This window comes from Mycobacterium sp. E735 (genome assembly GCF_001666955.1).
Taxonomy (GTDB): Bacteria; Actinomycetota; Actinomycetes; order Mycobacteriales; family Mycobacteriaceae; genus Mycobacterium.
In genome coordinates this window covers 17,618-41,106 of the sequence record NZ_LZIX01000052.1, presented here as the reverse complement: position 1 = coordinate 41,106, position 23,489 = coordinate 17,618, and the positions used below count along the sequence as shown (strand labels likewise).

The 23,489-nt window shown below is 68.2% G+C and carries 26 protein-coding genes, 2 tRNA genes and 2 pseudogenes; 13 read left to right on the top strand and 17 right to left on the bottom strand.

The window, feature by feature from the left end; genetic code table 11:
• The 4 genes and pseudogenes from A5704_RS04330 to A5704_RS04315 form a co-directional block, all read right to left on the bottom strand.
• A pseudogene (locus A5704_RS04330) lies at nt 1–176 on the bottom strand (ABC transporter permease); the annotation flags it as partial.
• Nucleotides 173–859: an ABC transporter permease gene (locus A5704_RS04325; RefSeq protein ID WP_067760693.1), complete on the bottom strand. Its 687-nt coding sequence runs from the start codon at nt 857–859 to the stop codon at nt 173–175. The pseudogene A5704_RS04330 and the gene A5704_RS04325, both read right to left, overlap by 4 nt.
• Nucleotides 817–1,951: pseudogene (locus A5704_RS04320) on the bottom strand (ABC transporter ATP-binding protein). The gene A5704_RS04325 and the pseudogene A5704_RS04320 overlap by 43 nt, the downstream one beginning before the upstream one ends.
• Nucleotides 1,948–2,895, bottom strand: coding sequence for an ABC transporter substrate-binding protein (locus A5704_RS04315; protein ID WP_067887526.1), 948 nt, complete (start codon nt 2,893–2,895; stop codon nt 1,948–1,950). Before A5704_RS04315 ends, A5704_RS04320 begins: the two are co-directional and overlap by 4 nt.
• A 100-nt stretch (nt 2,896–2,995) precedes the next feature.
• Between A5704_RS04315 and A5704_RS04310 the strand changes: the two genes are divergently transcribed.
• The gene (locus A5704_RS04310; RefSeq protein ID WP_067760686.1) at nt 2,996–3,346 is read left to right on the top strand and encodes a lipopolysaccharide assembly LapA domain-containing protein; all 351 of its coding nucleotides are present in this window, start codon (nt 2,996–2,998) and stop codon (nt 3,344–3,346) included.
• Nucleotides 3,347–3,454: 108 nt separating this feature from the next.
• On the opposite strand, the gene A5704_RS04305 is transcribed toward A5704_RS04310, so the two are convergent.
• Both A5704_RS04305 and A5704_RS04300 read right to left on the bottom strand, forming a co-directional pair.
• A complete protein-coding gene (locus A5704_RS04305; protein WP_067760684.1) occupies nt 3,455–4,501 on the bottom strand; it encodes a phosphotransferase family protein in 1,047 nt (348 codons plus the stop codon).
• A 9-nt stretch (nt 4,502–4,510) separates the two neighbouring features.
• Nucleotides 4,511–5,119 carry a histidine phosphatase family protein gene (locus A5704_RS04300; RefSeq protein ID WP_067760682.1) on the bottom strand — a complete coding sequence of 203 codons (609 nt, stop codon included), beginning with the start codon at nt 5,117–5,119 and terminating at the stop codon, nt 4,511–4,513.
• A 103-nt stretch (nt 5,120–5,222) separates the two neighbouring features.
• On the opposite strand from A5704_RS04300, the gene A5704_RS04295 reads away from it, so the two are divergent.
• The 6 genes from A5704_RS04295 (at nt 5,223) to A5704_RS04270 (ending at nt 10,762) form a co-directional block, all read left to right on the top strand.
• Entirely contained in the window at nt 5,223–5,885 is a 663-nt protein-coding gene (locus A5704_RS04295; RefSeq protein ID WP_067784131.1) for a class I SAM-dependent methyltransferase, read from the top strand.
• Nucleotides 5,886–5,947: 62 nt separating this feature from the next.
• Nucleotides 5,948–6,994, top strand: a complete 1,047-nt coding sequence (locus A5704_RS04290) for a phosphotransferase family protein (RefSeq protein ID WP_067760678.1) — start codon at nt 5,948–5,950, stop codon at nt 6,992–6,994.
• Between the two features lies 1 nt (nt 6,995).
• On the top strand, nt 6,996–7,760 hold the full coding sequence (locus A5704_RS04285; protein WP_067887524.1) for an SDR family NAD(P)-dependent oxidoreductase: 765 nt from the start codon (nt 6,996–6,998) through the stop codon (nt 7,758–7,760).
• 124 nt (nt 7,761–7,884) lie between these two features.
• The gene (locus A5704_RS04280) at nt 7,885–9,192 is read left to right on the top strand and encodes an acyl-CoA dehydrogenase family protein (protein ID WP_067760672.1); all 1,308 of its coding nucleotides are present in this window, start codon (nt 7,885–7,887) and stop codon (nt 9,190–9,192) included.
• Nucleotides 9,189–9,797 carry a TetR/AcrR family transcriptional regulator gene (locus tag A5704_RS04275; protein WP_067760670.1) on the top strand — a complete coding sequence of 203 codons (609 nt, stop codon included), beginning with the start codon at nt 9,189–9,191 and terminating at the stop codon, nt 9,795–9,797. The genes A5704_RS04280 and A5704_RS04275 overlap by 4 nt, the downstream gene beginning before the upstream one ends.
• On the top strand, nt 9,797–10,762 hold the full coding sequence (locus tag A5704_RS04270) for an NADPH:quinone oxidoreductase family protein (protein WP_067760668.1): 966 nt from the start codon (nt 9,797–9,799) through the stop codon (nt 10,760–10,762). The genes A5704_RS04275 and A5704_RS04270 overlap by 1 nt, the downstream gene beginning before the upstream one ends.
• 4 nt (nt 10,763–10,766) lie before the next feature.
• On the opposite strand, the gene A5704_RS04265 is transcribed toward A5704_RS04270, so the two are convergent.
• On the bottom strand, nt 10,767–12,668 hold the full coding sequence (locus tag A5704_RS04265) for an alkyl/aryl-sulfatase (protein WP_067784125.1): 1,902 nt from the start codon (nt 12,666–12,668) through the stop codon (nt 10,767–10,769).
• A 142-nt stretch (nt 12,669–12,810) separates the two neighbouring features.
• On the opposite strand from A5704_RS04265, the gene A5704_RS04260 reads away from it, so the two are divergent.
• Entirely contained in the window at nt 12,811–13,287 is a 477-nt protein-coding gene (locus tag A5704_RS04260; RefSeq protein WP_046185294.1) for a lipoprotein LpqH, read from the top strand.
• On the opposite strand, the gene A5704_RS04255 is transcribed toward A5704_RS04260, so the two are convergent.
• From A5704_RS04255 to A5704_RS04240, 6 genes are all read right to left on the bottom strand, one after another.
• Nucleotides 13,280–14,776 (bottom strand): cell wall metabolism sensor histidine kinase WalK, encoded by a 1,497-nt coding sequence (locus A5704_RS04255; protein WP_197508447.1) that lies wholly within the window; start codon nt 14,774–14,776, stop codon nt 13,280–13,282. The two genes, A5704_RS04260 and A5704_RS04255, sit on opposite strands and share 8 nt — an antisense overlap.
• Nucleotides 14,777–14,900: 124 nt before the next feature.
• Nucleotides 14,901–15,605 (bottom strand): response regulator transcription factor, encoded by a 705-nt coding sequence (locus A5704_RS04250; protein ID WP_067760664.1) that lies wholly within the window; start codon nt 15,603–15,605, stop codon nt 14,901–14,903.
• A gap of 151 nt (nt 15,606–15,756) precedes the next feature.
• The gene (locus A5704_RS28730) at nt 15,757–15,912 is read right to left on the bottom strand and encodes a DUF6131 family protein (RefSeq protein ID WP_197498930.1); all 156 of its coding nucleotides are present in this window, start codon (nt 15,910–15,912) and stop codon (nt 15,757–15,759) included.
• 10 nt (nt 15,913–15,922) lie between these two features.
• The gene (locus tag A5704_RS27350; protein ID WP_067779589.1) at nt 15,923–16,171 is read right to left on the bottom strand and encodes a hypothetical protein; all 249 of its coding nucleotides are present in this window, start codon (nt 16,169–16,171) and stop codon (nt 15,923–15,925) included.
• A gap of 103 nt (nt 16,172–16,274) precedes the next feature.
• Nucleotides 16,275–16,682 carry an MmcQ/YjbR family DNA-binding protein gene (locus A5704_RS04245; RefSeq protein WP_067760661.1) on the bottom strand — a complete coding sequence of 136 codons (408 nt, stop codon included), beginning with the start codon at nt 16,680–16,682 and terminating at the stop codon, nt 16,275–16,277.
• Nucleotides 16,683–16,741: 59 nt separating this feature from the next.
• Nucleotides 16,742–17,680, bottom strand: coding sequence for a class I SAM-dependent methyltransferase (locus A5704_RS04240; protein WP_067760658.1), 939 nt, complete (start codon nt 17,678–17,680; stop codon nt 16,742–16,744).
• Nucleotides 17,681–17,888: 208 nt separating this feature from the next.
• Here A5704_RS04240 and A5704_RS04235 point away from each other — a divergent pair, with 208 nt between their 5' ends.
• Both A5704_RS04235 and A5704_RS04230 read left to right on the top strand, forming a co-directional pair.
• Entirely contained in the window at nt 17,889–18,887 is a 999-nt protein-coding gene (locus A5704_RS04235; RefSeq protein WP_231968777.1) for a phosphotransferase family protein, read from the top strand.
• Nucleotides 18,888–18,906: 19 nt separating this feature from the next.
• Nucleotides 18,907–19,425: a hypothetical protein gene (locus tag A5704_RS04230; RefSeq protein WP_067887520.1), complete on the top strand. Its 519-nt coding sequence runs from the start codon at nt 18,907–18,909 to the stop codon at nt 19,423–19,425.
• A gap of 13 nt (nt 19,426–19,438) precedes the next feature.
• Here the strand turns inward: A5704_RS04230 and A5704_RS04225 are convergent, their stop codons facing one another.
• From A5704_RS04225 to A5704_RS04215, 3 genes are all read right to left on the bottom strand, one after another.
• Nucleotides 19,439–20,089: a DUF1345 domain-containing protein gene (locus A5704_RS04225; protein ID WP_067887517.1), complete on the bottom strand. Its 651-nt coding sequence runs from the start codon at nt 20,087–20,089 to the stop codon at nt 19,439–19,441.
• 46 nt (nt 20,090–20,135) lie between these two features.
• Nucleotides 20,136–20,208, bottom strand: a tRNA-Arg gene (locus A5704_RS04220).
• 30 nt (nt 20,209–20,238) lie between these two features.
• A tRNA-Ser gene (locus A5704_RS04215) sits at nt 20,239–20,330 on the bottom strand.
• An 84-nt stretch (nt 20,331–20,414) separates the two neighbouring features.
• On the opposite strand from A5704_RS04215, the gene A5704_RS04210 reads away from it, so the two are divergent.
• Nucleotides 20,415–21,482 carry a pyridoxal phosphate-dependent aminotransferase gene (locus tag A5704_RS04210; RefSeq protein ID WP_067887515.1) on the top strand — a complete coding sequence of 356 codons (1,068 nt, stop codon included), beginning with the start codon at nt 20,415–20,417 and terminating at the stop codon, nt 21,480–21,482.
• 11 nt (nt 21,483–21,493) lie between these two features.
• Complete coding sequence (locus A5704_RS04205; protein WP_067760648.1) at nt 21,494–21,955, top strand: DUF4334 domain-containing protein; 462 nt, start codon at nt 21,494–21,496, stop codon at nt 21,953–21,955.
• Nucleotides 21,956–22,041: 86 nt separating this feature from the next.
• Here A5704_RS04205 and A5704_RS04200 read toward each other — a convergent pair whose 3' ends face one another.
• A complete protein-coding gene (locus A5704_RS04200; RefSeq protein WP_197505064.1) occupies nt 22,042–22,626 on the bottom strand; it encodes a TIGR03086 family metal-binding protein in 585 nt (194 codons plus the stop codon).
• A gap of 23 nt (nt 22,627–22,649) precedes the next feature.
• Between A5704_RS04200 and A5704_RS04195 the strand changes: the two genes are divergently transcribed.
• Nucleotides 22,650–23,474, top strand: coding sequence for a crotonase/enoyl-CoA hydratase family protein (locus A5704_RS04195; RefSeq protein WP_067760643.1), 825 nt, complete (start codon nt 22,650–22,652; stop codon nt 23,472–23,474).
• Nucleotides 23,475–23,489: the final 15 nt, after the last annotated feature.

The window sequence follows — 23,489 nt, the reverse complement described above, 5'->3', positions numbered from 1 at the left end:
GTGCCCCGACCGGTGTGCCCGATGACGAGCCCGACGGGGACGGCGATCAGGGCCGAGGCGCCGACCGCGACGGCGGTGTACTCCAGATGCTCCAGGATGCGCGCCGCGAGCCCGACCGGACCCGTCCAGTTGTCGGCGGTCAGCAGAAAGGAGACGGCCCGCGCCACGAAGTTCATCGCGCGCCCCCCACGATCGGGGCGACCACCGACCGCCGGCGCGGCGGCCGCCCGGCGCGTTCCCACGGCGTGATCAGCCGGCCCGCCACCATGATCAGGGCGTCGATGACGACCGCCAGCGCGAAGAGCGCGATGATGCCGGCCAGGATCTGGTCGCTCTTGTTGGTCTGATAGCCCTCGGTGAACCACGTGCCCAGGCCGCCGATGCCGATCACCGAGCCCACCGAGACCATCGCGATGTTGGTGACCACCACCACCCGCAACCCGGCCACCAGGACCGGAATGGACAGCGGCAGTTCAACTTTCAGCAAGCGGCTCAGCGGCGGGTAGCCGACCGCGGTGGCGGCGTCGCGCACCTGCGCCGGCACCGCGTCGAGCGCCTCGAGGACCGCCCGCACCAGCAGCGCCGCGGTGTAGGCGGTCAGTGCGACCAGCACGTTGGCCTCGTCGAGGATGCGGGTCCCGATGATCATCGGCAAGACCACGAACAGAGCCAGTGACGGGATGGTGAACACGACGCTCGCGGTCGCCGTCGTCAGCCGGCGCGCAACCGGCGCGCGCTGCACCGCCGCGCCCAGGGGGACGGCGATCACCAATCCGATCAGCACCGGCACCAACGACAGCCGCAGGTGAATGATCGTCAAGGCCCAGGCATCGTCGAGGTGGGTGAGCAGGTAGTGCATGCGTCACCCCCGCCGCCGGGCTTCCGCCGCGGCCAGCACGTCACCGGCCAGCACGCCGCCGATCACCCTGCCGCCGTCGTCCACGGCGACGCCCACGCCCGACGGTGAGGACAGCGCCGCATCGAGCGCGTGGCTGAGATTCCCCCCGGGACGAAACAGCGAGCCGACGCCGCTCATGCTGTCCGAAAGCGACGCGCCGGCCCGATGCCGGCGCAGGCCGTCGCCGTCGATCCACCCCATCGGTGCGTGCGCGCCGTCCACCACCACCGCCCACTCGTCGGCGACGGTCTCGGGAAGATTGGCCGCGGGGATGCACCGCACGCCGTGCAGCGGCAGGCCGGCCGCGTCGATGAGTTGCAACCAGCGATAGCCGCGGCCAAGGCCGATGAACCTCGCGACGAAGTCGTTGGCAGGCCGCGACAGCAAGCGCGCGGGTTCGTCGTACTGCTGCAGCGTGCCGGCCCGGAAGACGGCCACCCGGTCGGCCAGCTTGAGCGCTTCGTCGATGTCGTGCGTGACGAACACAATCGTCTTGCGCAATTCGCTTTGCAGACGCAGGATTTCGTTTTGCAGGTCAAGGCGTACCACCGGGTCGACCGCCGAGAACGGCTCGTCCATCAACAAAATCGGCGGGTCGGCGGCCAGTGCACGCGCCACGCCGACGCGTTGTTGCTCACCGCCGGACAGCTGCGCGGGGTAGCGGGTGGCCAGCTTGATGTCCAGTCCGACGCGTTCGAGCACCCCGTAGGCGGCGGCACGGGCCGCCCGCCGCGACTGTCCCTTCAGCACCGGAACCGTTGCGACGTTGTCGATCACCCGCAGGTGCGGCATCAGTCCGGCGTGCTGCATCACGTAGCCGATCCCGAGGCGCAGCCTCACCGGGTCGAGCGTGGACACGTCCACCCCGTCCACGGTGATGGTGCCGGACGTCGGCTCGATCATGCGGTTGACCATGCGCAGCGCGGTGGTCTTGCCGCTGCCCGACGAACCGACGAAGACGGTCAACTTCCCGGTGGGGATCACCAGACTGAGCTGGTCCACCGCGGTGGTCCCGTCGGCGAATGCCTTGCTGACGTTGTCGAAAACGATCATTGGCCCACCGGATGGTCAAAGCCGTTGTTCCGCAACCAGTTCCGCGCGGCCTGGTCGGGGTCGATACCAGAGTTTCCCGCCACCGCGGCATTGAGCCCCGCCACCCCGGCGGTGGTCAGCTTCGCCGACACGGCGTCCAGCACCTGCTTGAGCCGGTCCGACTTCTTCTGCGAATTGACCAGCGGCACAATGTTGCCGGCGATGAAGTTGTGCTCCGGATCCTCCAGCACCACCAGACGGTTCTGCGGGATGGCCGGTGACGTGGTGAAGATGTTGGCGGCGTTCACCCTTCCTTCCAGCAGGGCGCGCACCGTCACCGCGCCGCCGCCGTCGTTGATGGCGACGAAGTTACCGGGCCCGATGTCGAGCCCGTATTTCTGCCGCAGCCCCGGCAGGCCGGCCGGGCGGTTGGCGAACGCGGAGGGCGCCCCGAATCTCACGTCCGGCGAATGTGCCGCCAGGTCGGCGATTGTCTTCAGCTTCCACGAATTAGCGGTGGAGTCGGTCACGGTCACGGTGTCGGTGTCGGCGGCAGGCGACGGGGTGAGGACGGCGAGGTCGCCGGGAAGTTTGCGGTCGAGCTCCAGCTCGACGGCGTCGAGCATGGTCGCCGTCGACTCGGGCTCGAAGTAGAGCAGCAGGTTGCCGATGTACTCGGGCACCAGGTCGATGGAATGGTCTTTGAGCGCGGGTATGTAGGTCTCCCGGCTGCCGATCCCCATCCGCCGGCCGACCTCGAAGCCGTTGGCCTGCAACGCTTGTGCGTATATCTCGGCGATGATCTGCGATTCCGGGAAATCGGCGGATCCCACCACGATCGATTTCGGGCTGCGGACCTCCGCGCCGAGCGGGTCGGGGCTGCTGCACGCCGCGAGAACGCCGATCGCCGTGACCAACACCGCCGCTTGCACGATCGCGCGGAGCGCGCGCGACGGCATCCTCATACCGCCGACAGTAACGTCAGAACCCGCCCCGTGCCGGGACGAAGCGGGCCGGCTGCGCTGCGTGGTTTCATTCTGCGCCGGATCGGACAAAGATGACCCTATGAGCAGCCCCAACCCTGCCTCGCCCACCCAGCCACCCGCCAAGCCCGCCGCGGCGCCCAAGTCCGGCGCGGCGCCTAAGGAGCCTGCCATCGGGTTCACCCGCGCCGGTGCGCTGTGGTCGTCCCTGATCGCCGGGTTCCTGATCCTGATCTTGTTGCTGATTTTCATCACCCAGAACACGACCTCCACGCCGTTCCAGTTCTTGGGCTGGCATTGGAGCCTGCCCCTGGGGGTGGCCATTTTGCTCGCCGCCGTGGTCGGCGGCCTGATCACGGTGGCCGTCGGCACCGCGCGCATCCTGCAGCTGCGCCGCGCCGCCAAGAAGCACCACGCCGCCGCGTCGCGGTAGGCGGCAGCGCGCCATCGCTTATGCGTCCTGGGCTTCGGCCGCGCGCCCCGGGCGGGAAAACGGGCGATTTCGCGCCGTCACCTCACACTCGAAGCCGTGGTCGCACACTCAGCCCGGCAGCTTGGCCAGCTCGGCCAGCCCGCGCGAAATCAGGGGCGCGACGACCTCCGGCATGTGGTCGGAGTCCATCCCGCGAGCCTGATCCGACATCCGCCTGCGGAAGTCGATCCCGGCGGCGATGATGGCGAGCTTGAAGTAAGCCAGCGCCATGTAAAACTCCCAATGCGCCAGCGGCAGACCGGCGACCAGCGAATAGCGATCGGCCAGCTCGTCGGCCGTCGGCAACAGCGGTGACGTCCAGGCGGCCTGCGCGTTGACGATCAGGTCCAGCGCGGGGTCTCGGTACACGCACATCAGCGCCGCGTCGGAGAGCGGGTCCCCGAGGGTGGACAGCTCCCAGTCGACGACGGCGCGAACCTTCGTCGGGTCGTCGGCGTCCAGGATCGTGTTGTCGATCCGGTAGTCGCCGTGCACGATCGAGGTCCGGCTCTGCTGCGGGATGGCGTCCTGCAGACCGGAGTGCAGGCGCTCGACGTCGGCGTCGCGGCGGTCGTCGGGCAGCCGCACCAGCGCCCATTGCGAACCCCACCGCCGCACCTGCCGCTCGAGATAACCGTTGGGCTTGCCGAAGTCGGCCAGCCCCACGGCCGCGGGGTCAACGGAGTGGAGGTCGACGAGGACCCGGATCAGCGAGTCGACACAGCCCTCGATGACGGTGTGGCTGAACGCTTCGAGCTGGGCGCGGCGGCGCACCACCTGGCCGGCAACGAATTCGACTATCTGGAACGGCGCCCCCAGCACCGACTCGTCCTGGCACAGCGCGATCGCGCGCGCCACCGGAACCGGGGTGTCACGCAGCGCGGCGACCACCCGGTACTCGCGGGCCATGTCATGCGCCGACGGGGTCAGGCCGTGTAGCGGCGGGCGCCGCACCAGCCAGCTGGTCGCGTCGTCGTAGACGCGGAACGTCAGATTGGAGCGGCCGCCGGAGATGAAGTCCGCGCGCAACTCGCCGTCACGCCCGATGCCCAGCGAACGCAGGTAGGAGTCCAGCGAGGCCAGGTCGAGGCCTTCGAGTTGGTCAGCTGAGGTCACCGGACTTGTTTACCACCTCTGATTTCGTGGCAGCAGGTCCCACACGTGCTCGACACCGTTGACCCCAGCGACCGTCGCCTCACCTGATCGCGAGAACAGTAGCCGGGTGACCGAGGCGTAGTCGACGGGGAACGACAACAGCCGGGACGTGCCCAGGATCTGGTGCAACAGCACGTTGATCACTCCGCCGTGGCTGAACACCGCAACGGTGTCCTCGGGGGCGACGGAGGCGACGAGGTCGTCGACGGCCGCGCGCACCCGGGCGAGAAACGCGTCCTCGTCGACCGCGCTGGGCAGGTGCCCCTGCGCCAGCCGCGCCCACTCTTCAGGCATCTCCTCGCGGATCTGCTCGACGGGGATGTAGAGCGGAAGGTCGCGGTCGTATTCGGCGAATCGGTCGTCGATTTCGACGGTCAGCTCGCGCGCCGCCGCGACCGGCTCGGCGGTCTGGATGGCGCGCCGCTGCGGGCTGCTCACCACCCGGGAAATGGGAAACCTGTCCAGCGCCTTGGGTAGTCGCTCGATCTGAGCCAATCCCTCGTCCGACAGGTCCGGGTCTGAGCCCTCGCCGTGTTCGCTGCGCAGCGGCAGCGCGTGCCGGACCAGAAGCAATTGCATGGGTGTCTTCCTGTCTGTGGTTCAGCGCGACGTGTTCATTCAAAGCATGCGGACTCGCCCCCGCAAAATAGGGCTCAGGGAAGGCCGATCTCGAGGAGGAAAAATGACCGAGCCGAGCATGGATTGGGACACCGCGTACCGGCAGGACACGCCACCGCCGTGGAGCATCGGCCGGCCGCAGCCCGAGCTGGCGAGGCTGATCGACGAAGGCAGAATCCGCAGCGACGTGCTGGACGCCGGGTGCGGCCACGCCGCCCTGTCGCTGGCGCTGGCCGAGCGCGGCTTCACCGTCGTCGGCCTGGACAGCAGCGCGACCGCGATCGAGGCCGCTTCGGTGGCGGCGGCGGAACGCGGCCTGGCCACGGCGACCTTCGCGCAGGCCGATGTCACGAATTTCCGCGGCTACGACGGCCGCTTCAACACCATCCTGGACAGCGGGCTGTTTCACGCGCTGCCGCCGGAGAAGCGCCAGGACTACCTGCAGTCGATCCTCCGGTCGGCCGCCCCGGGAGCGGCGCTCTACATCCTGGCCTTCGCCGCCGGGGCCCTGGGCGACGCCAACCAGGGCGGCGGGCCGCGGGGCTTCGACGAGGAGGAGTTGCGCGAGGCCGTCTCGACGCTCTGGCGGATCGACGATCTGCGGCCGGCGCACGTGTACGGCAACGCGCCCGAGTCCTCCGACGGCCCGCTGGCACACCTCGATCGCGACGGCGAGGGCCACTTCCTGGCCCCCGGATTCCTGGTCAGCGCACGCAAGCAGGACTGAGCCGAAAGCGAGGCGCGGGCGCCAGAGAATGCTATTCTCCGCACGGAGTGTGGAGTGTGCGGATGACGACGGTAGATCAGTCCGGGCTGGATGCGGCCGTGCTTGCCCGCTGGCTCGATGCGAACGGCGCGCCGGGGAACGGTGAAGAACCGCGCGTAGAGCAACTGAAGGGCGGTTCCCAGAACACTCTGTGCCTACTCGTCCGCGGTGGCCAGCGGATGGTGTTGCGGATGCCAGGCACCCGCGCCGACGCCGCCCGCATCGACGGCTTGCTCCGCGAGATCCGCTTGGTGCGAGCGCTGTCCGGCACCGACGTCCCGCACGCGGCGCTGATCGCCGCCGACGAGACCGGCACCGTGCTGGGCATGCCGTTCTACGTCATGCAGGCCATCGATGGGTGGAGTCCGATGGACGGCGGCTGGCAGCCGCCGTTCGACACCGACTTGACGGCCCGGCGCGGCCTGGCCTTCCAGTTGGTCGAGGGCGCCGCCAAGCTGGGCCGGGTGGACTGGCGGGCCCAGGGCCTCGACGGCTTCGGTCGGCCGGACGGGTTCCACGAGCGGCAGGTCGATCGCTGGCTGACCTTCCTCGACGCGTACAAGGTGCGCGACCTTCCCGGGCTCGACGAGGCCGCCGACTGGCTGCGCAACAACCGGCCCTCGCACTACCGGCCGGGAATCATGCACGGCGACTACCAGTTCGCCAACGTGATGTTCGCGCACGGGGAGCCGGCGCGACTGGCCGCGATCGTGGACTGGGAGATGACCACCGTCGGCGACCCGCTGCTCGATCTGGCGTGGTGCCTGCTGGGCTACGACGGCGAAGAGCCCCGGGCCGACGGGTTCTATTTGGACATGGCCGGCATGCCCACGCGCAGCGAGTTGTTGGGGCACTACGAGGCGATCAGCGGCCTGTCCACCGACAACATCGACTATTACCTGGTACTGGCCAACTGGAAACTCGGCATCGTGCTGGAAAAGACTTACGCTGCGGGGGTGCGCACCGGGAAGGTCGATCCCAAGATCCAGGACGCCTTCGGGGCGATGATCCCGCAACTGATCGCCACAGCCGCCGACCTCGCGCGGTCACTGCCGTCCGGGGGCAGCTGAAATGGGTTACGCCGAACGGCTTTTCGATCTCACCGATCGGGTCGTGCTGGTCACCGGCGGTAGTCGCGGGCTGGGGCGCGAGATGGCCTTCGCGGCGGCCCGCTGCGGCGCCGACGTCGTGGTCGCGAGCCGCAACATGGACAACTGCATGGCCACGGCCAAGGAAATCGAGGCCGAAACCGGGCGCTCGGCCCTGCCGTATCAGGTCCACGTCGGTCGCTGGGATCAGCTCGACGGATTGGTCGAGGCAACCTACGACCGGTTCGGCAAGGTCGACACGCTGATCAACAACGCCGGCATGTCACCGCTGTACGACAAGCTGACCGACGTCACCGAGAAACTGTTCGACGCGGTGGTCAACCTGAACCTCAAGGGCCCGTTCCGGTTGTCGGCCTTGGTGGGCGAGCGGATGGTGGCGGCCGGCCGCGGGTCGATCATCAACGTGAGCACGGCCGGCTCGTTGCGACCGACGCCCGACATCGTCCCCTACGCCGCAGCCAAGGCCGGGCTCAACGCCATGACCGAGGCGCTGGCGAAGGCGTTCGGGCCGTCGGTGCGGGTCAACACCCTGATGGCCGGCCCGTTCCTGACCGACGTGAGCAAGGCGTGGAACCTCGACGCGGCGCCCGGCAAGCCGTTCGGGCACCTCGCGCTGCAGCGCGCCGGAGATCCGGGCGAAATCGTCGGTGCCGCTTTGTTTCTGGCGTCCGACGCGTCCAGCTTCACCACCGGCTCGATCCTGCGCGCCGACGGTGGAATTCCCTAACGCGCGGCGATCGCGAGCGCGGCGCCGCCGGGCGCGGCGGGTCGCCGCCGATGAGCGCGGCGATCGCGAGCGCGGCGCCGCCGAGTCCGGCGGGTCGCCGCCGATGAGAGAGTAGGAGATTCGAATGTCTTGGGACTTCTCCACCGAACCGGAGTTTCAGGAGAAAATCGACTGGGTCCGAGAGTTCGTCCGCCACGAGGTGGAACCCCTCGAGGTGCTCTTCCCCGGCTGCGAGTTCCTGCCGCTCGACGACGAGCGCCGCCGCATCGTCGATCCGCTCAAGCAGCAGGTTCGCGACCAAGGCCTGTGGGCGCCGCATCTGGGCCCCGAACTGGGCGGGCAGGGATTCGGCGCGGTCAAGCTGACCTTGATCAACGAGATTCTGGGCCGCAGCCCGTGGGCGCCGATCGTGTTCGGCACGCAGGCGCCCGATACCGGCAACGCCGAGATCATCGCCCGCTTCGGAACCCAGGGCCAAAAGGACCGCTACCTCGCCGGGCTGCTGTCCGGGGAGATCTTCTCGTGCTTCTCGATGACCGAGCCGCAGGGCGGCGCGGATCCGCGCGTCTTCCGGACCCGCGCCTTCCGCGACGGCGACGACTGGGTGATCACCGGTCGAAAGTACTTCTCTTCCAACGCCTCCGTCGCCTCCTTCTTCATCGTCGTCGCGATCACCGACCCGGACGTGCCCGTGCACCGCGGCGCCTCGACGTTCCTGGTACCCGCCGACACCGAAGGCCTCACCATCGAGGCCACCCATCACCTGGTCGGCGCGCTACCGCACGAGCCCGGGCACTCGCTGGTCCACTACGACGGGGTGCGGGTGCCGGCGGACGCGATGCTGGGCGAACCCGGTCAGGGCTTCATGATCCTGCAGACCCGGCTGGCCGGCGGGCGGCTGCATCACGCGATGCGCTCGATCGGGGTCGCCCAACGGGCGGTGGAGATGATGGCCCGGCGCGCGAAAAGCCGCTTCACCCAGGGCAGTTCGCTGGCGGACAAGCAATTGGTGCAGGCGTTCATCGCCGACTCCTACACCGAGCTGATGCCCTTCCGGCTGGCGGTGCTGCACGCGGCATGGCTTATCGACACCGCCGGGGAGCACGCGGCCCGCGCCGAAATCGGCGCCTGCAAGATCCTGGCGTCGCAAGTGCTGAAATCGATTGGGCTGCGCGCGATCCAGGTGCACGGTGCACTCGGCACCACCGATCAGCTGCCACTGGTCAACGTGCTGCTCGGCGGGGTGGCACTGGGCCTGGCAGACGGACCGACCGAAGCCCACAAGGTCAACCTGGCCCGGCTGCTACTCAAGGGATACGAGGCCGAGGACGCTGAGTGGCCGAGCGAACTGCTCGACATCCGCCGGGAGGCCGCGCGCACCAAGTACGGCGACCGGATCGATCGGGTTCCGGCGCTGCCCGATAAGCCGTGAGCAGCAGGGTGACGGCGGCCGTCGAGCGGGCGCTCGACGAGCGGCAGCGGGAGGCGACCGAAGAGGTGGAGCGGATCCTGGCCGCCGCCGTCCGCGTCATGGAACGGGTTGCGCCCGAACCGCCGCGGGTGAGTGACATCGTCGCCGAGGCCGGCTCGTCGAACAAGGCGTTCTACCGCTATTTCGCCGGCAAGGACGACCTGATCCTGGCCGTCATGGAGCGCGGGGTCGCCATCGTCGTGTCCTACCTCGAGCACCAGATGGCCAAGGAGCGCGAGCCCCGCGACCAGGTCGCCCGCTGGATCGAGGGCACGCTCGCGCAGGTGGCCGACCCGCAGCTGATCAGCATGAGCCGGGCGGCCGCCGGCCAGATGTCGGCCGGTGCGAACTGGCGCGCGGCGGATCAGGAGATGATGCGGCCGCTGCGGGATCTCCTCGTCGAACCCGTTGCGGCGCTGGGCAGCAAGGATGTCGAGCGCGATGTCGAGGCCGTGTTCAGCTGCACCGTCGCGACGATGCGCCGCTACCTGGGGTCAGGCGACCGGCCGGGTCCGCCCGACATTGCACACCTGGTGGAGTTCTGCCTACGCGGTCTGGGGGTTTGATGCGCGCCGTTGTCTGTCGTTCCTACGGCACTCCGGAAGATCTGGTACTCGAGGACGTGGACGAGCCGGTGCCAGGCCCCGGGCAGCTGCTGGTGCGGGTGCACGCCGCGGCGGTCAACTTCCCCGACGTGCTGTTCATCGCCGGCAAGTATCAGGTCAAGATTCCGCCGCCGTTCATCCCGGGCAATGAGGTCGCCGGCGAGGTGATCGCCGCCGGTGCGGGCGCCCGTTTCGAGCCTGGACAGCGGGTGTCCGGCACCACTTTTGGGGCGTTCGCCGAACAGGCGCTGCTGGACGCGAACCAGGCCGCGCTGATCCCCGAGGACGTCGACTTCGGGTCGGCCGCCGCCTTCGGGGTGACCTACCGCACCGCCTATCACGCGCTGCGCTCGACCGCCGCGGTGACAGAAGGGGATTGGGTCGTCGTGCTGGGCGCCGCGGGCGGCGTCGGGCTGGCCGCGGTGGACCTGGCCGTCGCCATGAAGGCACGGGTGCTGGCCGCCGCATCGAGCCCCGAGAAACTCGAGCTGTGCCGGCGTCGCGGCGCCGAGGCGACCGTCGACTACGACCGGGAGGACCTCAAGTCGCGCATCCGCGAGTTGACCGGCGACAGCGCCCGGGCGGTGCTCGACCCCGTCGGCGGGCCGTACGCGGAGCCGGCGCTGCGCGGGCTGGCGCGTGGCGGCACCTTCGTCACCCTGGGCTACGCCGCGGGGACGATCCCGGCGATCCCGCTGAACCTCGTTCTGCTCAAGGACATCTGCGTCCGCGGCATGGAGATCCGCACCTTCGCGACCGACCACCCCGAGGAGTCCGCCCGGGACTTGCGCGAACTATCGGAGATGTTCGCCGCCGGCACGATCCGGCCGTACATCGGAGCACGGTTCCCGCTGGCCGAAACGGCGGCGGCGTTGCGGCATGTGGCCGACCGGAAGGTGTTGGGCAAGGTCGTCATCGACATCTGACTTGTCACGGCGTGACGATGTCGAAGCTCGGGTCGGGCTGATCGAGCACACCGAGCAGGGCCTGGAGCGCTGCCTGGTTGCCGGATATCTGCAACCCGGGCGAGGAGAAATCACCCATCGCCGCGGACAGCAGCCGAAACTTGCTGTCCAGTTGAACCGTGACCGATGCCGTCGCCGGATCGGCCGCCACTTTGCGGTAGACCAGCACGCCGTTGCGCAGGGTGAGCCGGTAGTTGGTGGCAAGATCGGCGAAGGCGAGATCGATGGCGAGGTCGAGATCCCAGCTGCGCGGGCCGTCGACCCGGATCGCGAGGCTGTCGAAGATCTGCTCGGGCGTCAACTGGGAGAGCATGGTGGGCGAGGCGACCTGCGCCGCGGTGCCGAAGTTACCGCCCCGCAATTCCGTTGCGCCACTGAGGAAGAAGTTGCGCCACGTCGCGTTCTCGGCCCCATAGGCCAGCTGCTCGAGGGTGTCGGCGTAAAGCGTGCGGGCGCCCTCGTGTGCGCTGTCGGTGAAGATCGCATGATCCAGTAGCGTTGCCGCCCAACGGAAGTCGCCGGAGTCAAAGGCTGACTGGGCCAGGCCGACAACCCGGTCGATCCCACCGATCGCCTCGACGTAGCGCGGCGCGAGCGCCTCCGGGGGATGCGGCCACAACCGCGCCGGGTTGCCGTCGAACCAGCCCATGTAGCGCTGATACACGGCCTTCACGTTGTGGCTGACCGACCCGTAATAGCCGTGGGTGTGCCACGCACGTTCGAGCGCCGGCGGCATCCGGAACATCTCGGCGATCTCGATCCCGGTGTAGCCCTGGTTGAGCAGCCGCAGCGTCTGGTCGTGCAGATAGGCGTACATGTCGCGCTGCAGCGACAGGAACTCGACGATGCTGTCCCTGCCCCAGGTCGGCCAGTGATGGGAGGCGAACACCACGTCGGCGCGGTCGGCGAAGGTGTCGATCGCCTCGGTGAGATAGCCGGACCAGGCGTGCGGATCGCGCACCAGTGCTCCCCGCAGGGTCAACAGGTTGTGCAGGTTGTGGGTGGCGTTCTCCGCCATGCACAGCGCGCGGAACCGCGGGAAGTAGAAATGCATTTCGGCCGGCGCCTCGGTGCCGGGCGCCATCTGAAACTCGATCTCCACCCCGTCGATGGTGTGCGTCTCACCGGTCTCGCGAATGTCGATGGTCGGCACGATGATCGCCACTTCGCCGGTCGACGGGGCCTGGCCCAGCCCGCAGCCCACCTGGTCGCGCGGACCGCGGGGCAGCATGCTGCCGTACATGTACGTCGCCCGCCGCGTCATGGCCGGGCCGGCGTACACGTTCTCCTGCACCGCATGCTCGACAAAACCGTCCGGCGCCAACACGGCCACGGCGCCGGCGTCCACGTCCGCCTGCGAGGTGACGCCCAGCACGCCGCCGAAGTGGTCGACATGGCTGTGGGTGTAGATCACCGCGACGACGGGCCGGTCGCCCCCGCGGTGGGTGCGATACAGCGCCAGCGCGGCCGCGGCGACCTCGGTGGACACCAGCGGGTCGATGACGATGATCCCGGTGTCGGTCTCGACCAACGTGACATTCGAGATGTCGAGACCACGGACCTGATAGATCCCCGGAACCACTTCGTAGAGTCCCTGTTTGGCGGCCAGCGTCGACTGCCGCCAGAGACTGGGATGCACCGATGTCGGCGCCGCGCCGCCGAGGAACGAGTAGGCGTCGTTGTCCCACACCACGCGGCCGTCGGCCGCCTTGATGACGCACGGGGACAGGGCGGCGATGAATCCGCGGTCGGCGTTGTGAAAGTCGGTGTCGTCATCGAATGGCAGGGCGTGTGCGCGATGCGCCGCCTCGATGACTGCGGTGGGGGGTTTGCGCTGCACGCCAATACATTGCCATTGGCGCGCCATTCCGTACTAGAGGTTCTTGTCAAGTGACTAACGAACACAGAAACAATTACCCGGAACTCTAGATCTTCGGTCCAGTTAACCCTCATACTGCCCACACGGCCCTCAATGCCGAGGGTCGCAACTTTCGGGCAAAGGAGAACACGTGAAGCGTGGACTGATGGTCGCGGTGGCCGGAGCAGCAATTCTGGCCGCCGGCATTTCCGGCTGTTCCAGCAATAAGTCGAGTTCAGGCGGTTCTGGCACCAGCTCCGCGGTGAACACCTCGGCGGGCGCTGCCAGCGGAACCAAGGTCCTCATCGACGGCAAGGACCAGAACGTGAGCGGCTCGGTGGTGTGCACGACCGCCGGCGGCAACGTCAACATCGCCATCGGTGGTGCCGCGACCGGAATCGCCGCCGTGCTCACTGACGCCAACCCGCCCCAGGTGAAGTCGGTTGGACTGGGCAACGTCAACGGTGTGACGCTCGGCTACACCTCCGGGACCGGCCAGGGTAACGCCTCGGCCGAGAAGAACGGCAACAGCTACAAGATCACCGGCACGGCCACCGGCGTCGACATGGCCAACCCGATGCAGCCGGTGAACAAGCCGTTCGAAATCGACGTCAACTGCTCTAGCTAATCGAGGATGCGGGCGGTTGCCACCCGTTGAGTGGCAACCGCACCGTGAACTCGGTATGGCCGGGTGAGCTGTCCACGGTGATAGTCCCGTTGTGCGCCTTGACCACCGCGGACACGATCGCCAGGCCCAGCCCGGTGCTTCCGCCCTTGCGGGACCGCGAGGTGTCGCCGCGGGCGAAGCGCTCGAACACTTCGGATTGAAGCGCCGCCGGGATCCCGGGGCCGTTGTCGATGACCCGCAGCACGGTGTGCGCCGGCTCGGTGCTCAACCGCGTTGTCACGACGGTGCCCGCGCCGGTGTGCAGGCGGGCGTTGGCGAGCAGGTTCGCCAGCACCTGGTGCAGGCGGGCCGCATCGCCGGTGATGATCACGGGTTCCTCGGGCAGGTCGAGTTCCCACTGATGGTCCGGTCCGGCGACATGCGCGTCGTTGACGGCGTCGACCGCCACCCGCGACAGATCGACCGGTTCGCGTTCCAGCGGCCTGCCGGAGTCCAGCCGGGCCAGCAGCAGCAGGTCCTCGACCAGTCGCGTCATCCGTTCCGTCTCGGAGGCCACCCGGCTCATCGCGTGCGCCACCGCCTCCCGGTCGTCGCCCATCCGCTGGGTGAGTTCGGTGTAGCCGCGGATCGCGGCGAGCGGCGTGCGCAGTTCGTGGCTGGCATCGGCGACGAACTGGCGGACACGGGTCTCGCTGGCCTGCCGGGCCGACAAGGCGGCCGCAATGTGATCGAGCATCCGGTTGAGGGCTGACCCCAGCTGGCCCACCTCGGTGTACGGGTTCGCGTCGGATTCACGCACGCGGAGCGGCAGCTCGACCTCACCGCGATCCAGCGGCAGGTCGGCCACCCGGCTAGCGGTCTGCGCGACCCGGCGCAACGGCGCCAGCGCCCGCCGGATGATGATGACCCCGGCGATCGTCGCGGCGGCCAGCGCGACCGCGGTGACGATCGCGAAAATGATCAGCATCCGGATCAAAGTGGCGTCGACGTTGGCCATCGAGAGGCCGGTCACGATGGTGTCACCCCCGTTGCGGCTCGGGGCGGCGACCACCCGATACCGGCCGAGCCCGTCCAGGTTCAGGGTGACCGGAGCGCGGCTGCCCGCGATCTGCTCCAACTGAGACTGGGCGGCCGGGCTCAGCGCGGCCCGGGTGCCGCTGCTGGTGAGGTAGCCGGCGTCGACGGTTTTGCCGTGGTTGACCACCGCGGCCACCATGCCCGCCGGCTGACCGGGGGCGTCCAGAAACCGCGGGCCAGGACCCGGCCGCGGGTAGTAAGAGTGTTCGTGCCGCGGGCGGTTCGGCTCGGGGTACATCAGCGCCGAGCGGAAAGACGTGCCGGCGAGTTGTCCGTCGAGCTGCTTCACCAGGTGGTGATTGAGCGCCAGCTCGGTCACCGCAGTGATGCCGACGCACACGATGGCCAACACGACGATCTGCCCGACCAGCAGCCGCAGCCGCAGGGACCAGGCCCGCCGTGAACTGGCCAACGGTCGCGACCCGCTGCTGAACAACCGTCGCGACCCGCTTCGCCCGGCTTCGCCGCGCTCGCGATCGCTCCCAGCCAACGGTCGCGACCCGCTTCGCCCGGCTTCGCCGCGCTCGCGATCGCTCCTAGCGCGCGGGCTTGAGGACATAACCCGCGCCACGCAGCGTGTGGATCATGGGCTCGCGACCGCTGTCGATCTTCTTGCGCAGATACGAGATGTACAGCTCGACGATGTTGGACCGGCCGCCGAAGTCATAACTCCACACCCGGTCGAGGATCTGGGCCTTGCTGAGCACCCGCTTGGAGTTGCGCATCATGAACCGCAGCAACTCGAACTCGGTGGAGGTCAACGAGATCGGCTCGCCGCCGCGGGTGACCTCGTGGCTGTCCTCGTCGAGGACCAGATCGCCGACCACCAGTTGCGCGCCGCTGTCCAGCGTCGTCACCCCGGTGCGCCGCAGCAGGGCCCGCAGGCGCAGCACCACTTCTTCGATGCTGAACGGTTTGGTGACATAGTCGTCGCCGCCGGCGGTCAACCCCGCGATGCGGTCCTCCACGGCGTCCTTGGCCGTCAACAGCAACACCGGCAGCTGGGGGTTTTCCTCGCGCAGCTTGTGTAGGACGTCGAGCCCGCTCATGTCGGGAAGCATCACATCGAGCACGACCACGTCCGGGCGCTGGGCACGGGCGGCGGCGATAGCCGATGCCCCGTCGCCGGCCGTCGCGATGTTCCAGCCCTCGTAGCGCAACGCCATCGAGACCATCTCGGCCAGCACCGACTCGTCGTCCACGACCAACACATTGATCGGATTGCCATCGGCACGACACATAACGACCCGCTCGACGGAGGCTCGCGGCTGAGTCACAGGTTCCAGTATGCGCACCGCGCTGAGCCGCCGCTATGGCCTAGCTTTGTGTGCCCTGTGAACGGGATCGCGCGACTGCTCGGCAGTCGCGCGATCCCGTTTCCCGGCGAAGTGGCTAATACCAGTAGCGCCGGCCGGCGACCGGGCGGCCAATCGAGCCCATGATCCACAACACTGCGCCGATGACGAGCACGACGACGCCGATCTCCCACAGCAATGGGATGCTGAATACAAAGCCGAGAATAAGCAGGATTACGCCGAGGACAATCATGACGACTCCTTTAGGTAAGGGGCACTAGGACAGCAGGCATTGAACTGGGCTGCGGAACATGGCAGTCCTTGACTTTCGGGTTGACGCCCCCGTAATTCAAAGGCCCCGCGATGACGGTCAACGCGATGTTTCCCGCCGTGACACAACTGGTTGAGTCACCCTTGAAGTAATCGCGTTGCCATGCCGCAAAAACCCCGATGAGCAGCCATACCAGGGCAATCGTGCCGATGATTCCGCTGCCACGCATGGTGACCTCCAATGTGGTCGAGAAAAATTTCTCGTGGACGATAGTTACCCATTCGACTTGTGTCTAAACATTCCGCGTGGGCGAATTCGGCGGTGCGCCAGCGGAGCCCGCCGCACTAACGCCCGGCGAGCCATGCCGAGGCCCGCCTCTTCGACGCGCGGGAAAGCCACGCATCCTGGATCAGCTCGGCCAGTTCCGTCTTGCCAATTTCCGGCAATCGGGCAGCCCGCACCAGCACCGACGGATGCCCGTCGAAATGGTCGGTGGTGAAGAACGGGGAATCGGGATCCTGGGTCAGCGCCAGCTTGTCGCTCTCCGACTCCACCCAGAGCATGATCACGTCGGCATAGCGCTCACCGGTGTCCGGATCGGTGGCGTCGGGCTGCGGCGTCCGGAAGAACACGAATGACTTGCCGCCGACCTGATAGATGGCGTTGCCCTTCGGCCCCTCCAGGCGCTGGACGTGCGGCATCGATCCGGCGATCTCGTGCACGTCGCCCACTCGTGCGGGTCGGTCAACCACACCGGCGAGCGTAGCGGCCTTGCGGGCGTGAGCGATTCAGCGGTCGAGCGCCCTGACGATCAGCGCCGCTGCGCGGAAACGTAGAGCGTGGGCGGCATCGTGGCCTCTGCGTCGTGCGGAATGCTCCGGTTATAGCGGGCCATCAACTCGGCGAACGTCGCGGTGCTGACCTCCCAGCCGTGCTCGCGCAGCCACCCATCGACCGGGGTGCGCTCTTCGGCGTACCAGAGGTCGTCGAAGTCGGTGATCTCGGAGTCCACCAGTTTGGCGGCCGCGGCCCGCATCCGCTGCATGTCCTCGCGCTGACGCCGGACGACCTCGGGTTCGGTGAAACCGGCAGCCGGGACGTTGGAGGCCAGCCAGCTTCCGGCCGCACTCAACGCATGAATGCGCTCGAACAACAGGTCCTGGGCCTGCGCCGGCAGGTAGCGCACGAGGCCCTCGGCCGACCACGCGGCCGGCCTCGACGGGTCAAAGCCCGCTTCCTGCAGCGCCTTCGGCCAGTCCTGCCGCAGATCGATCGCCACGTTCACCAGCCGCGCCTTCGGCTCGGCCCCGTGCTCGCGCAGGGTGTTGGACTTGAATTCCAGGACCTTGGGCTGGTCCAGCTCGTAGACGACGGTGCCGTCGGGCCAGGGCAACCGCCAGGTGCGGGCATCCAGGCCGGCGGCCAAAATCACCACCTGCCGCACACCGGAGTTGGCCGCGCCCAGGAAGAACTCGTCGAAAAACGCTGTCCGCGTGGCCATGAAGTCGATCATCAGCTGGATGCGCGAGCGCACCTCCGGCTCGAGTTCAACGGCCTTTGCCAATAGCTTGGGATCGGCGTAGATGCTCCACATTCCCTCGCCCGCGGCGTCCACGAACACGCGCGCGAACGGGTCGTCGATGAGCGGGTCTGCGCTCTCGGTCTCGGCGGCCCGCGCCGCGGCGACGCCCAGCGCGGTGGCTCCCACGCTTTGGGTGATGTCCCAGGAATCGTTGTCGGTACGCGGCATCGCCAGTTCCCTTCCAAGGGGGAGTCAGTTAGTTGCGCACACTATTGTTCCAGCCCGCGCCGCCCGAAGCCGCTTGCAAACGGTCACCTAGGCTTTTTCCCAGACGCCCCACAGGGTCGCAGAGGAGCGCTGGCATGACGGAAGTGTTCGCCCCGATCGGTAAGGGCCGCGCGTGGATGGCGTGAGCCTGGACGCCGTAGCGGCGTGGATGTCCGAACAGGAACTCGGCGAGGGCCCGTTGGAGGACGTCTCCCCCGTCACCGGCGGCACGCAGAACGTCATGCTGCGGTTCACCCGGGCCGGGCGCCCTTACGTGCTGCGGCGCGGGCCGCGCCACCTGCGTCCGCGCAGCAACAGCGTGATCCTGCGGGAGACGAAAGTGCTTGCCGCGCTGGCCGGTTCCGATGTCCCGCACCCGCACCTGATCGCCGCCTGCGAGGACACCGGCGTGCTGGGTGATGCCGTCTTCTACCTGATGGACCCGGTCGACGGCTTCAACGCCGGCGAAGGACTGCCACCCCTGCATGCGGGCGATCCGGCCGTACGCCACGGCATGGGCCTCTCGATGGCCGATGCGCTGGCCCGGTTGGGCGCCGTCGATCACGTCGCGGTGGGCCTGGCCGATTTCGGCAAGCCAGAGGGCTTCCTCGAACGGCAGGTGCCGCGCTGGCTTTCCGAGCTGGACTCCTACAGCGAGTACGACGGCTATCCGGGGCCCGACATCCCCGGGATCGACGACGTTGCCGGCTGGCTGGAACGCCACCGGCCGACCACCTGGACGCCGGGCATCATGCACGGCGACTACCACGCCGCCAACGTGATGTTCTCCAACACCGGGCCGGACGTGGTGGCGATCGTCGACTGGGAGATGTGCACGATCGGCGACCCGCTGCTGGACCTGGGCTGGCTGCTGGCCACGTGGCGCCAGCCCGATGGGTCCAGCGTGTTCAGCCACGCCCTGGGCGGCCAGGGCGGGTTGGCCAGCACCGGCGAGCTGTTCGAGCGCTACGCGGCCAACACCACCCGCGACCTGTCGCATATCACCTGGTACACCGTGCTGGCCTGCTTCAAGCTGGGCATCGTCATCGAGGGGACGCTCGCGCGGGCCTGCGCGGGCAAGGCCGAAAAAGAGGTCGGCGACCAGTTGCACGCCGCCACGGTCCACCTGTTCGAGCGCGCGCTGGGCCTCATCGAGGGTGAGCGCTAATCCACTAACATCACCCTTCGTGCCGCCCTATCCCGAGGAACCCGACTACTACTCCGAGCCCACCCAGGCCGCGCGGTATGGCGGGTATTACGACGAGCCGGCGCCCGAGCCCGAGCCGCCGACGCCGTGGTATCGCCGTCCGGCGGCGCTGGTAGCGGCGGGCGCGATCGGGGTGATCATGCTGGCCCTGGTGGCGTTCGCAGTGGTCAAGCTGGTCGGCGGTTCGCCCGCGCACAGCCCCGCGACGACGACCACGACCACGACCACGACGACCACCATTCCGTCCACCACCGTGCCCACCACGACGACAGAGCCGCCCCGGCACCACGGCGGTGGCGGAGGTGGCGGCGGTGGCGCGCCGACCGAGACCGTCACCGAGACGGCGCCGCCACCGAGCACCGACACCCCCACGCCCACGACGACGGAGCCGCCGAGCACGGTCACGGTGTCGCCGAGCACCGAGACCAGCACCGTCACGCAGACCGTGACCGTACCGCCGCGCCGCGGCCCCTTCGGGGGTCCGTTCGGCGGGCGCTAGCGGCGAGCCCTCGTCATAGTTTGGCGCTCAACCCGGCGACCAGGTTGATGGTGACCGCCAGGATTACCGCGCCGAAGAGGTACGACAGCAGCGCATGGCGCAAGACGGTTACCCGCACCCGAGAGGCGTTGATCTCGGTGTCGGAAACCTGAAAGGTCATGCCGACCGTGAACGCGACGTAGGCGAAGTCGAGGTAGCGCGGCGGGTGTGCGTCGTGAAAATCGATGCCGCCCACCTCGTCTGAGTAGTAGAGGCGCGCGTAATGCGCGGTGAAGAGCGTGTGCACGGCGAACCACGACGCCGCCACGGCCAGCACGCCGACGCCGGCCGCCGCGAGGGACTCGCCGCCCGAATGCGTGCCCGCGGCGACGACGTATCCGACCCCTCCGAGACTTCCCAGGCTCGCGGAGACGACGACCACGTCTGCCAGCAACCGCGTCGCATCCTCGCGGGTGGCATGCCGAGCCGTGCGTTCGGCATCCATCGGGGCGATGATCAGCCAGCTCCACGCGACGTAAACCGCTGAGGCGACCACCCAGCCGAGGAGGGCGAACCTCCACCCGACGGCCTCACCGATCGCGACGGCGACCGCCGTTCCGGCGAGCACCGCGATTAGGAGCCGCACCGCGACGGTGTCACGGACAAGGCGCACGTAGGACGTCACACCGTCGACTTAAGCAGATGAGGCAGCCGAACCGATGTTTCAAGAGCGCGCCCGAAGGGATTCGAACCCCTAACCTTCTGATCCGTAGTCAGATGCTCTATCCGTTGAGCTACGGGCGCCAGTCTTCAATTGTCTTGCGTCGTGTTCCTTGGCGGAGGCGAGAGGATTTGAACCTCCGGTCCCCTTTGAGGGGGACAACTCATTAGCAGTGAGCCCCATTCGGCCGCTCTGGCACGCCTCCCTTGGACTGTTTGAGGGTACCCGACCCCTTCCCGGTCTCGCGGAACCGGCCATAGCGTACACATTTGCGACATAAACTGTCGAAGTGACTGCTCGCTTGCGTCCCGAACTGGCCGGACTGCCAGTCTATGTGCCCGGCAAGAACGTGCCCGGCTCCATCAAACTGGCCAGCAACGAGACCGTGCACGGCCCGCTGCCCAGCGTGCACGCGGCGATCGAGCGCGCGGTTGCCGTCGTCAACCGCTACCCGGACAACGCCTGTGTGGACCTCAAGGCCGCGTTGGCCATGCACCTGGGATCCGACGTCGCGCCCGAGCACATTGCGGTCGGCAGCGGTTCGGTCACCCTGTGCCAGCAGCTGGTGCAAATCACCGCCGCCGCCGGCGACGAGGTGATGATGGGCTGGCGCAGCTTCGAGTGCTACCTGCCGATCGTTCAGGTGTCCGGTGCGACGGCGGTCAAGGTGCCGCTGACCGACCACACCCACGACCTCGACGTGATGCTCGCCGCGATCACCGACCGCACCCGGCTGATCTTCGTGTGCAACCCGAACAATCCGACATCGACGGTCGTCGACCCCGGCGACCTGGCCCGCTTCGTCGAGGCTGTGCCCCCGCACATCCTGATCGCCATCGACGAGGCCTACGTCGAATACATCCGCGACGGCATGCTGCCCAATAGCTTGGAGCTGGCCCTGTCCCGCAGCAATGTCGTTGTGCTGCGGACGTTTTCGAAGGCCTACGGACTGGCGGGCCTGCGCGTCGGGTACGCGGTCGGCCACCCCGACCTGATCACCGCGCTGGACAAGGTCGTCATGCCGTTCGCCGTGACCAACGTCGGACAGGCGGCGGCGATCGCCTCGCTGGAGGCAGCCGGCGAACTGGCGGCCCGCACCGACGCGCTGGTCGCCGAGCGCACCCGCGTCAGCGCGGCGCTGCGCGACGCCGGGTTCACGCTGCCGACGTCGCAGGCCAACTTCGTCTGGCTGCCGCTGGGCGCCCGGACCGCGGACTTCACCGAGCAGGCCGCCGACGCGCGCCTGGTGGTGCGGCCGTTCGCGGGCGAGGGGGTGCGCGTCACCATCGGCGCGGTGGAGGAGAATGACGTCCTGTTGCAATTCGCCTGCGAGTGGATTTCCCGCATCGAACCGTAAGGAGTGGTCCATTGGACTTGGCGCGCAAACTGTTCACCGAGTTCAAGGAGCGCGGCGGCGAGATTCCCGACACCGAGCTCGACGACTTCTGGGCCGGCCTCGAGCCGGCGACGATCGACGGGATGCTGGGCGAGTGGAAGGGCGGCGAGTTCCGCACCGGTCACCGGATGAACGGCCAGCTGGAGAAGGCCGGCTGGTTCGGCAAGACGTTCAAGTCGGCCCGCGACGTTCAGCCGCTCGTCTGCCTCGACGCCGACGGCAATAAGTTCTCGAACGTGGAGATGGGCAAAGGCGAGGCCAGCCTGTGGCTCGAAGAGTTCCGCGGTGAGGTCACCGCGACCATGGTTTACGACGGCCAGCCCGTGCACGACCACTTCAAGAAGATCGACGACGACGCCGTGATGGGCATCATGAACGGCAAGGGCGTCCGCGACAACGGCCGCTATTACTACTTCTACCTCGAACGGGTCTAACGGCTCGGCCTTCGAGTTTGCGGCTGGCCGCACATTCATCGACCAAGGTGCGGCTGGCCGCACATTTAGGGCCCACAAGCCAGGAGTCAACGGGCCGGGTTGCGGCCGGTGAACGCGACTAACTGCTCGAGCGCGCCCGCATCCTCGGGCACGTCGACCGGGTCGTCGAACCCGGCGCCGCCGCGGAACTCCGGCTTGATGACCTCGCGCGCCAGCCCCAAGACATACTCGGACAAAGGCTCGGGCGCGTTGATCTCGTGTCCCACGGCGACGGCGTAATCCCAGGCGTGGACCAGGAATTCGATCGACAAGACGGCACACGCGTTCTTGGCGGGCATCTCGCCCTTGCCGAACGGGACCGTCCCGTCCAGGCCGTGACGGTGCCAGGCGTCCAGCGTCGGCCGGGCCGCGGTGACCACCTGCCCTTCCACGGAATCGCTTTCGTCGCGGTCGGGAATCTCCGCGTCGACCATGCCGCCCAGCGCCGTGATCGAGCCCAGCAGATGACCGGTCAGCCGCGCGACGTCGAACTCCGCGCACGGCGTCTGGCGGCTCAGGTCGTCGGCCGCGATCGTGTGCAACACCCGCTGCAGCACCCCCAACGTGTCCTCGGCGCTGTGCAGTTCGTCGGTGGGCGGGGAATCGGGGCCGGGCCGCAAATCAGGAGCCATATTTGCCACGCTACGGTCTCGATATGGCGCAAGCATACGAATCCGTCACGGTGGAGACGAAAGACAACGTCGCGCAGGTGACGCTGATCGGGCCGGGCAAGGGCAACGCGATGGGCCCGGCGTTCTGGTCCGAGATGCCGGAGCTGTTCGCGGCGCTCGACGCCGACCCCGAGGTACGCGCGATCGTGCTGACCGGTTCGGGCAAGAACTTCAGCTACGGCCTGGACGTGCCCGCGATGGGCGGCTCGTTCACCCCGCTGCTGTCCGGGGACGCGCTGGCCGGCCCGCGAGCGGTCTTCCATCGCGAGGTCAAGCGGATGCAGGGCGCGATCACCGCGGTCGCGGATTGCCGCACCCCGACCATCGCCTCGGTGCACGGCTGGTGCATCGGCGGTGGGGTCGACCTGATCTCCGCGGTCGACATCCGCTACGCGAGCGCCGACGCCAAGTTCTCGGTGCGCGAGGTCAAGCTGGCCATCGTCGCCGACGTCGGCAGCCTGGCCCGCCTCCCCTACATCCTGAGCGACGGGCATCTGCGCGAACTCGCGCTGACCGGTAAGGACATCGACGCAGCCCGGGCCGAGAAGATCGGCCTGGTCAACGACGTGTACGACGACCCCGAGGCGACCCTGGCCGCGGCGCACGCCACCGCCGCGGAAATCGCGGCCAACCCGCCGCTGACCGTCCACGGCGTCAAGGACGTTCTCGATCAGCAGCGCGTCGCCGCGGTCTCGGAGAGCCTGCGCTACGTCGCCGCCTGGAACGCCGCCTTCCTGCCCTCGAAGGACCTGACCGAGGGCATCGCGGCGACATTCGAGAAGCGGCCGCCGCAGTTCACCGGCGAGTGAGGCACGTACCCTCGC

Coding starts and splice junctions, on each gene's coding strand:
- A5704_RS04290 (WP_067760678.1), top strand. CDS start 5,948: ATGACGACGGTAGATCAGTCCGGGCTGGATGCGGCCGTGCTTGCCCGC.
- A5704_RS04240 (WP_067760658.1), bottom strand. CDS start 17,680: ATGCCGCGTACCGACAACGATTCCTGGGACATCACCCAAAGCGTGGGA.
- A5704_RS04300 (WP_067760682.1), bottom strand. CDS start 5,119: ATGCAATTGCTTCTGGTCCGGCACGCGCTGCCGCTGCGCAGCGAACAC.
- A5704_RS04280 (WP_067760672.1), top strand. CDS start 7,885: ATGTCTTGGGACTTCTCCACCGAACCGGAGTTTCAGGAGAAAATCGAC.
- A5704_RS04285 (WP_067887524.1), top strand. CDS start 6,996: ATGGGTTACGCCGAACGGCTTTTCGATCTCACCGATCGGGTCGTGCTG.
- A5704_RS04195 (WP_067760643.1), top strand. CDS start 22,650: ATGGCGCAAGCATACGAATCCGTCACGGTGGAGACGAAAGACAACGTC.
- A5704_RS04295 (WP_067784131.1), top strand. CDS start 5,223: ATGACCGAGCCGAGCATGGATTGGGACACCGCGTACCGGCAGGACACG.
- A5704_RS28730 (WP_197498930.1), bottom strand. CDS start 15,912: ATGATTGTCCTCGGCGTAATCCTGCTTATTCTCGGCTTTGTATTCAGC.
- A5704_RS04310 (WP_067760686.1), top strand. CDS start 2,996: ATGAGCAGCCCCAACCCTGCCTCGCCCACCCAGCCACCCGCCAAGCCC.
- A5704_RS04250 (WP_067760664.1), bottom strand. CDS start 15,605: ATGTGTCGTGCCGATGGCAATCCGATCAATGTGTTGGTCGTGGACGAC.
- A5704_RS04315 (WP_067887526.1), bottom strand. CDS start 2,895: ATGAGGATGCCGTCGCGCGCGCTCCGCGCGATCGTGCAAGCGGCGGTG.
- A5704_RS04265 (WP_067784125.1), bottom strand. CDS start 12,668: ATGGCGCGCCAATGGCAATGTATTGGCGTGCAGCGCAAACCCCCCACC.
- A5704_RS04325 (WP_067760693.1), bottom strand. CDS start 859: ATGCACTACCTGCTCACCCACCTCGACGATGCCTGGGCCTTGACGATC.
- A5704_RS04235 (WP_231968777.1), top strand. CDS start 17,889: ATGTCCGAACAGGAACTCGGCGAGGGCCCGTTGGAGGACGTCTCCCCC.
- A5704_RS04270 (WP_067760668.1), top strand. CDS start 9,797: ATGCGCGCCGTTGTCTGTCGTTCCTACGGCACTCCGGAAGATCTGGTA.
- A5704_RS04200 (WP_197505064.1), bottom strand. CDS start 22,626: ATGGCTCCTGATTTGCGGCCCGGCCCCGATTCCCCGCCCACCGACGAA.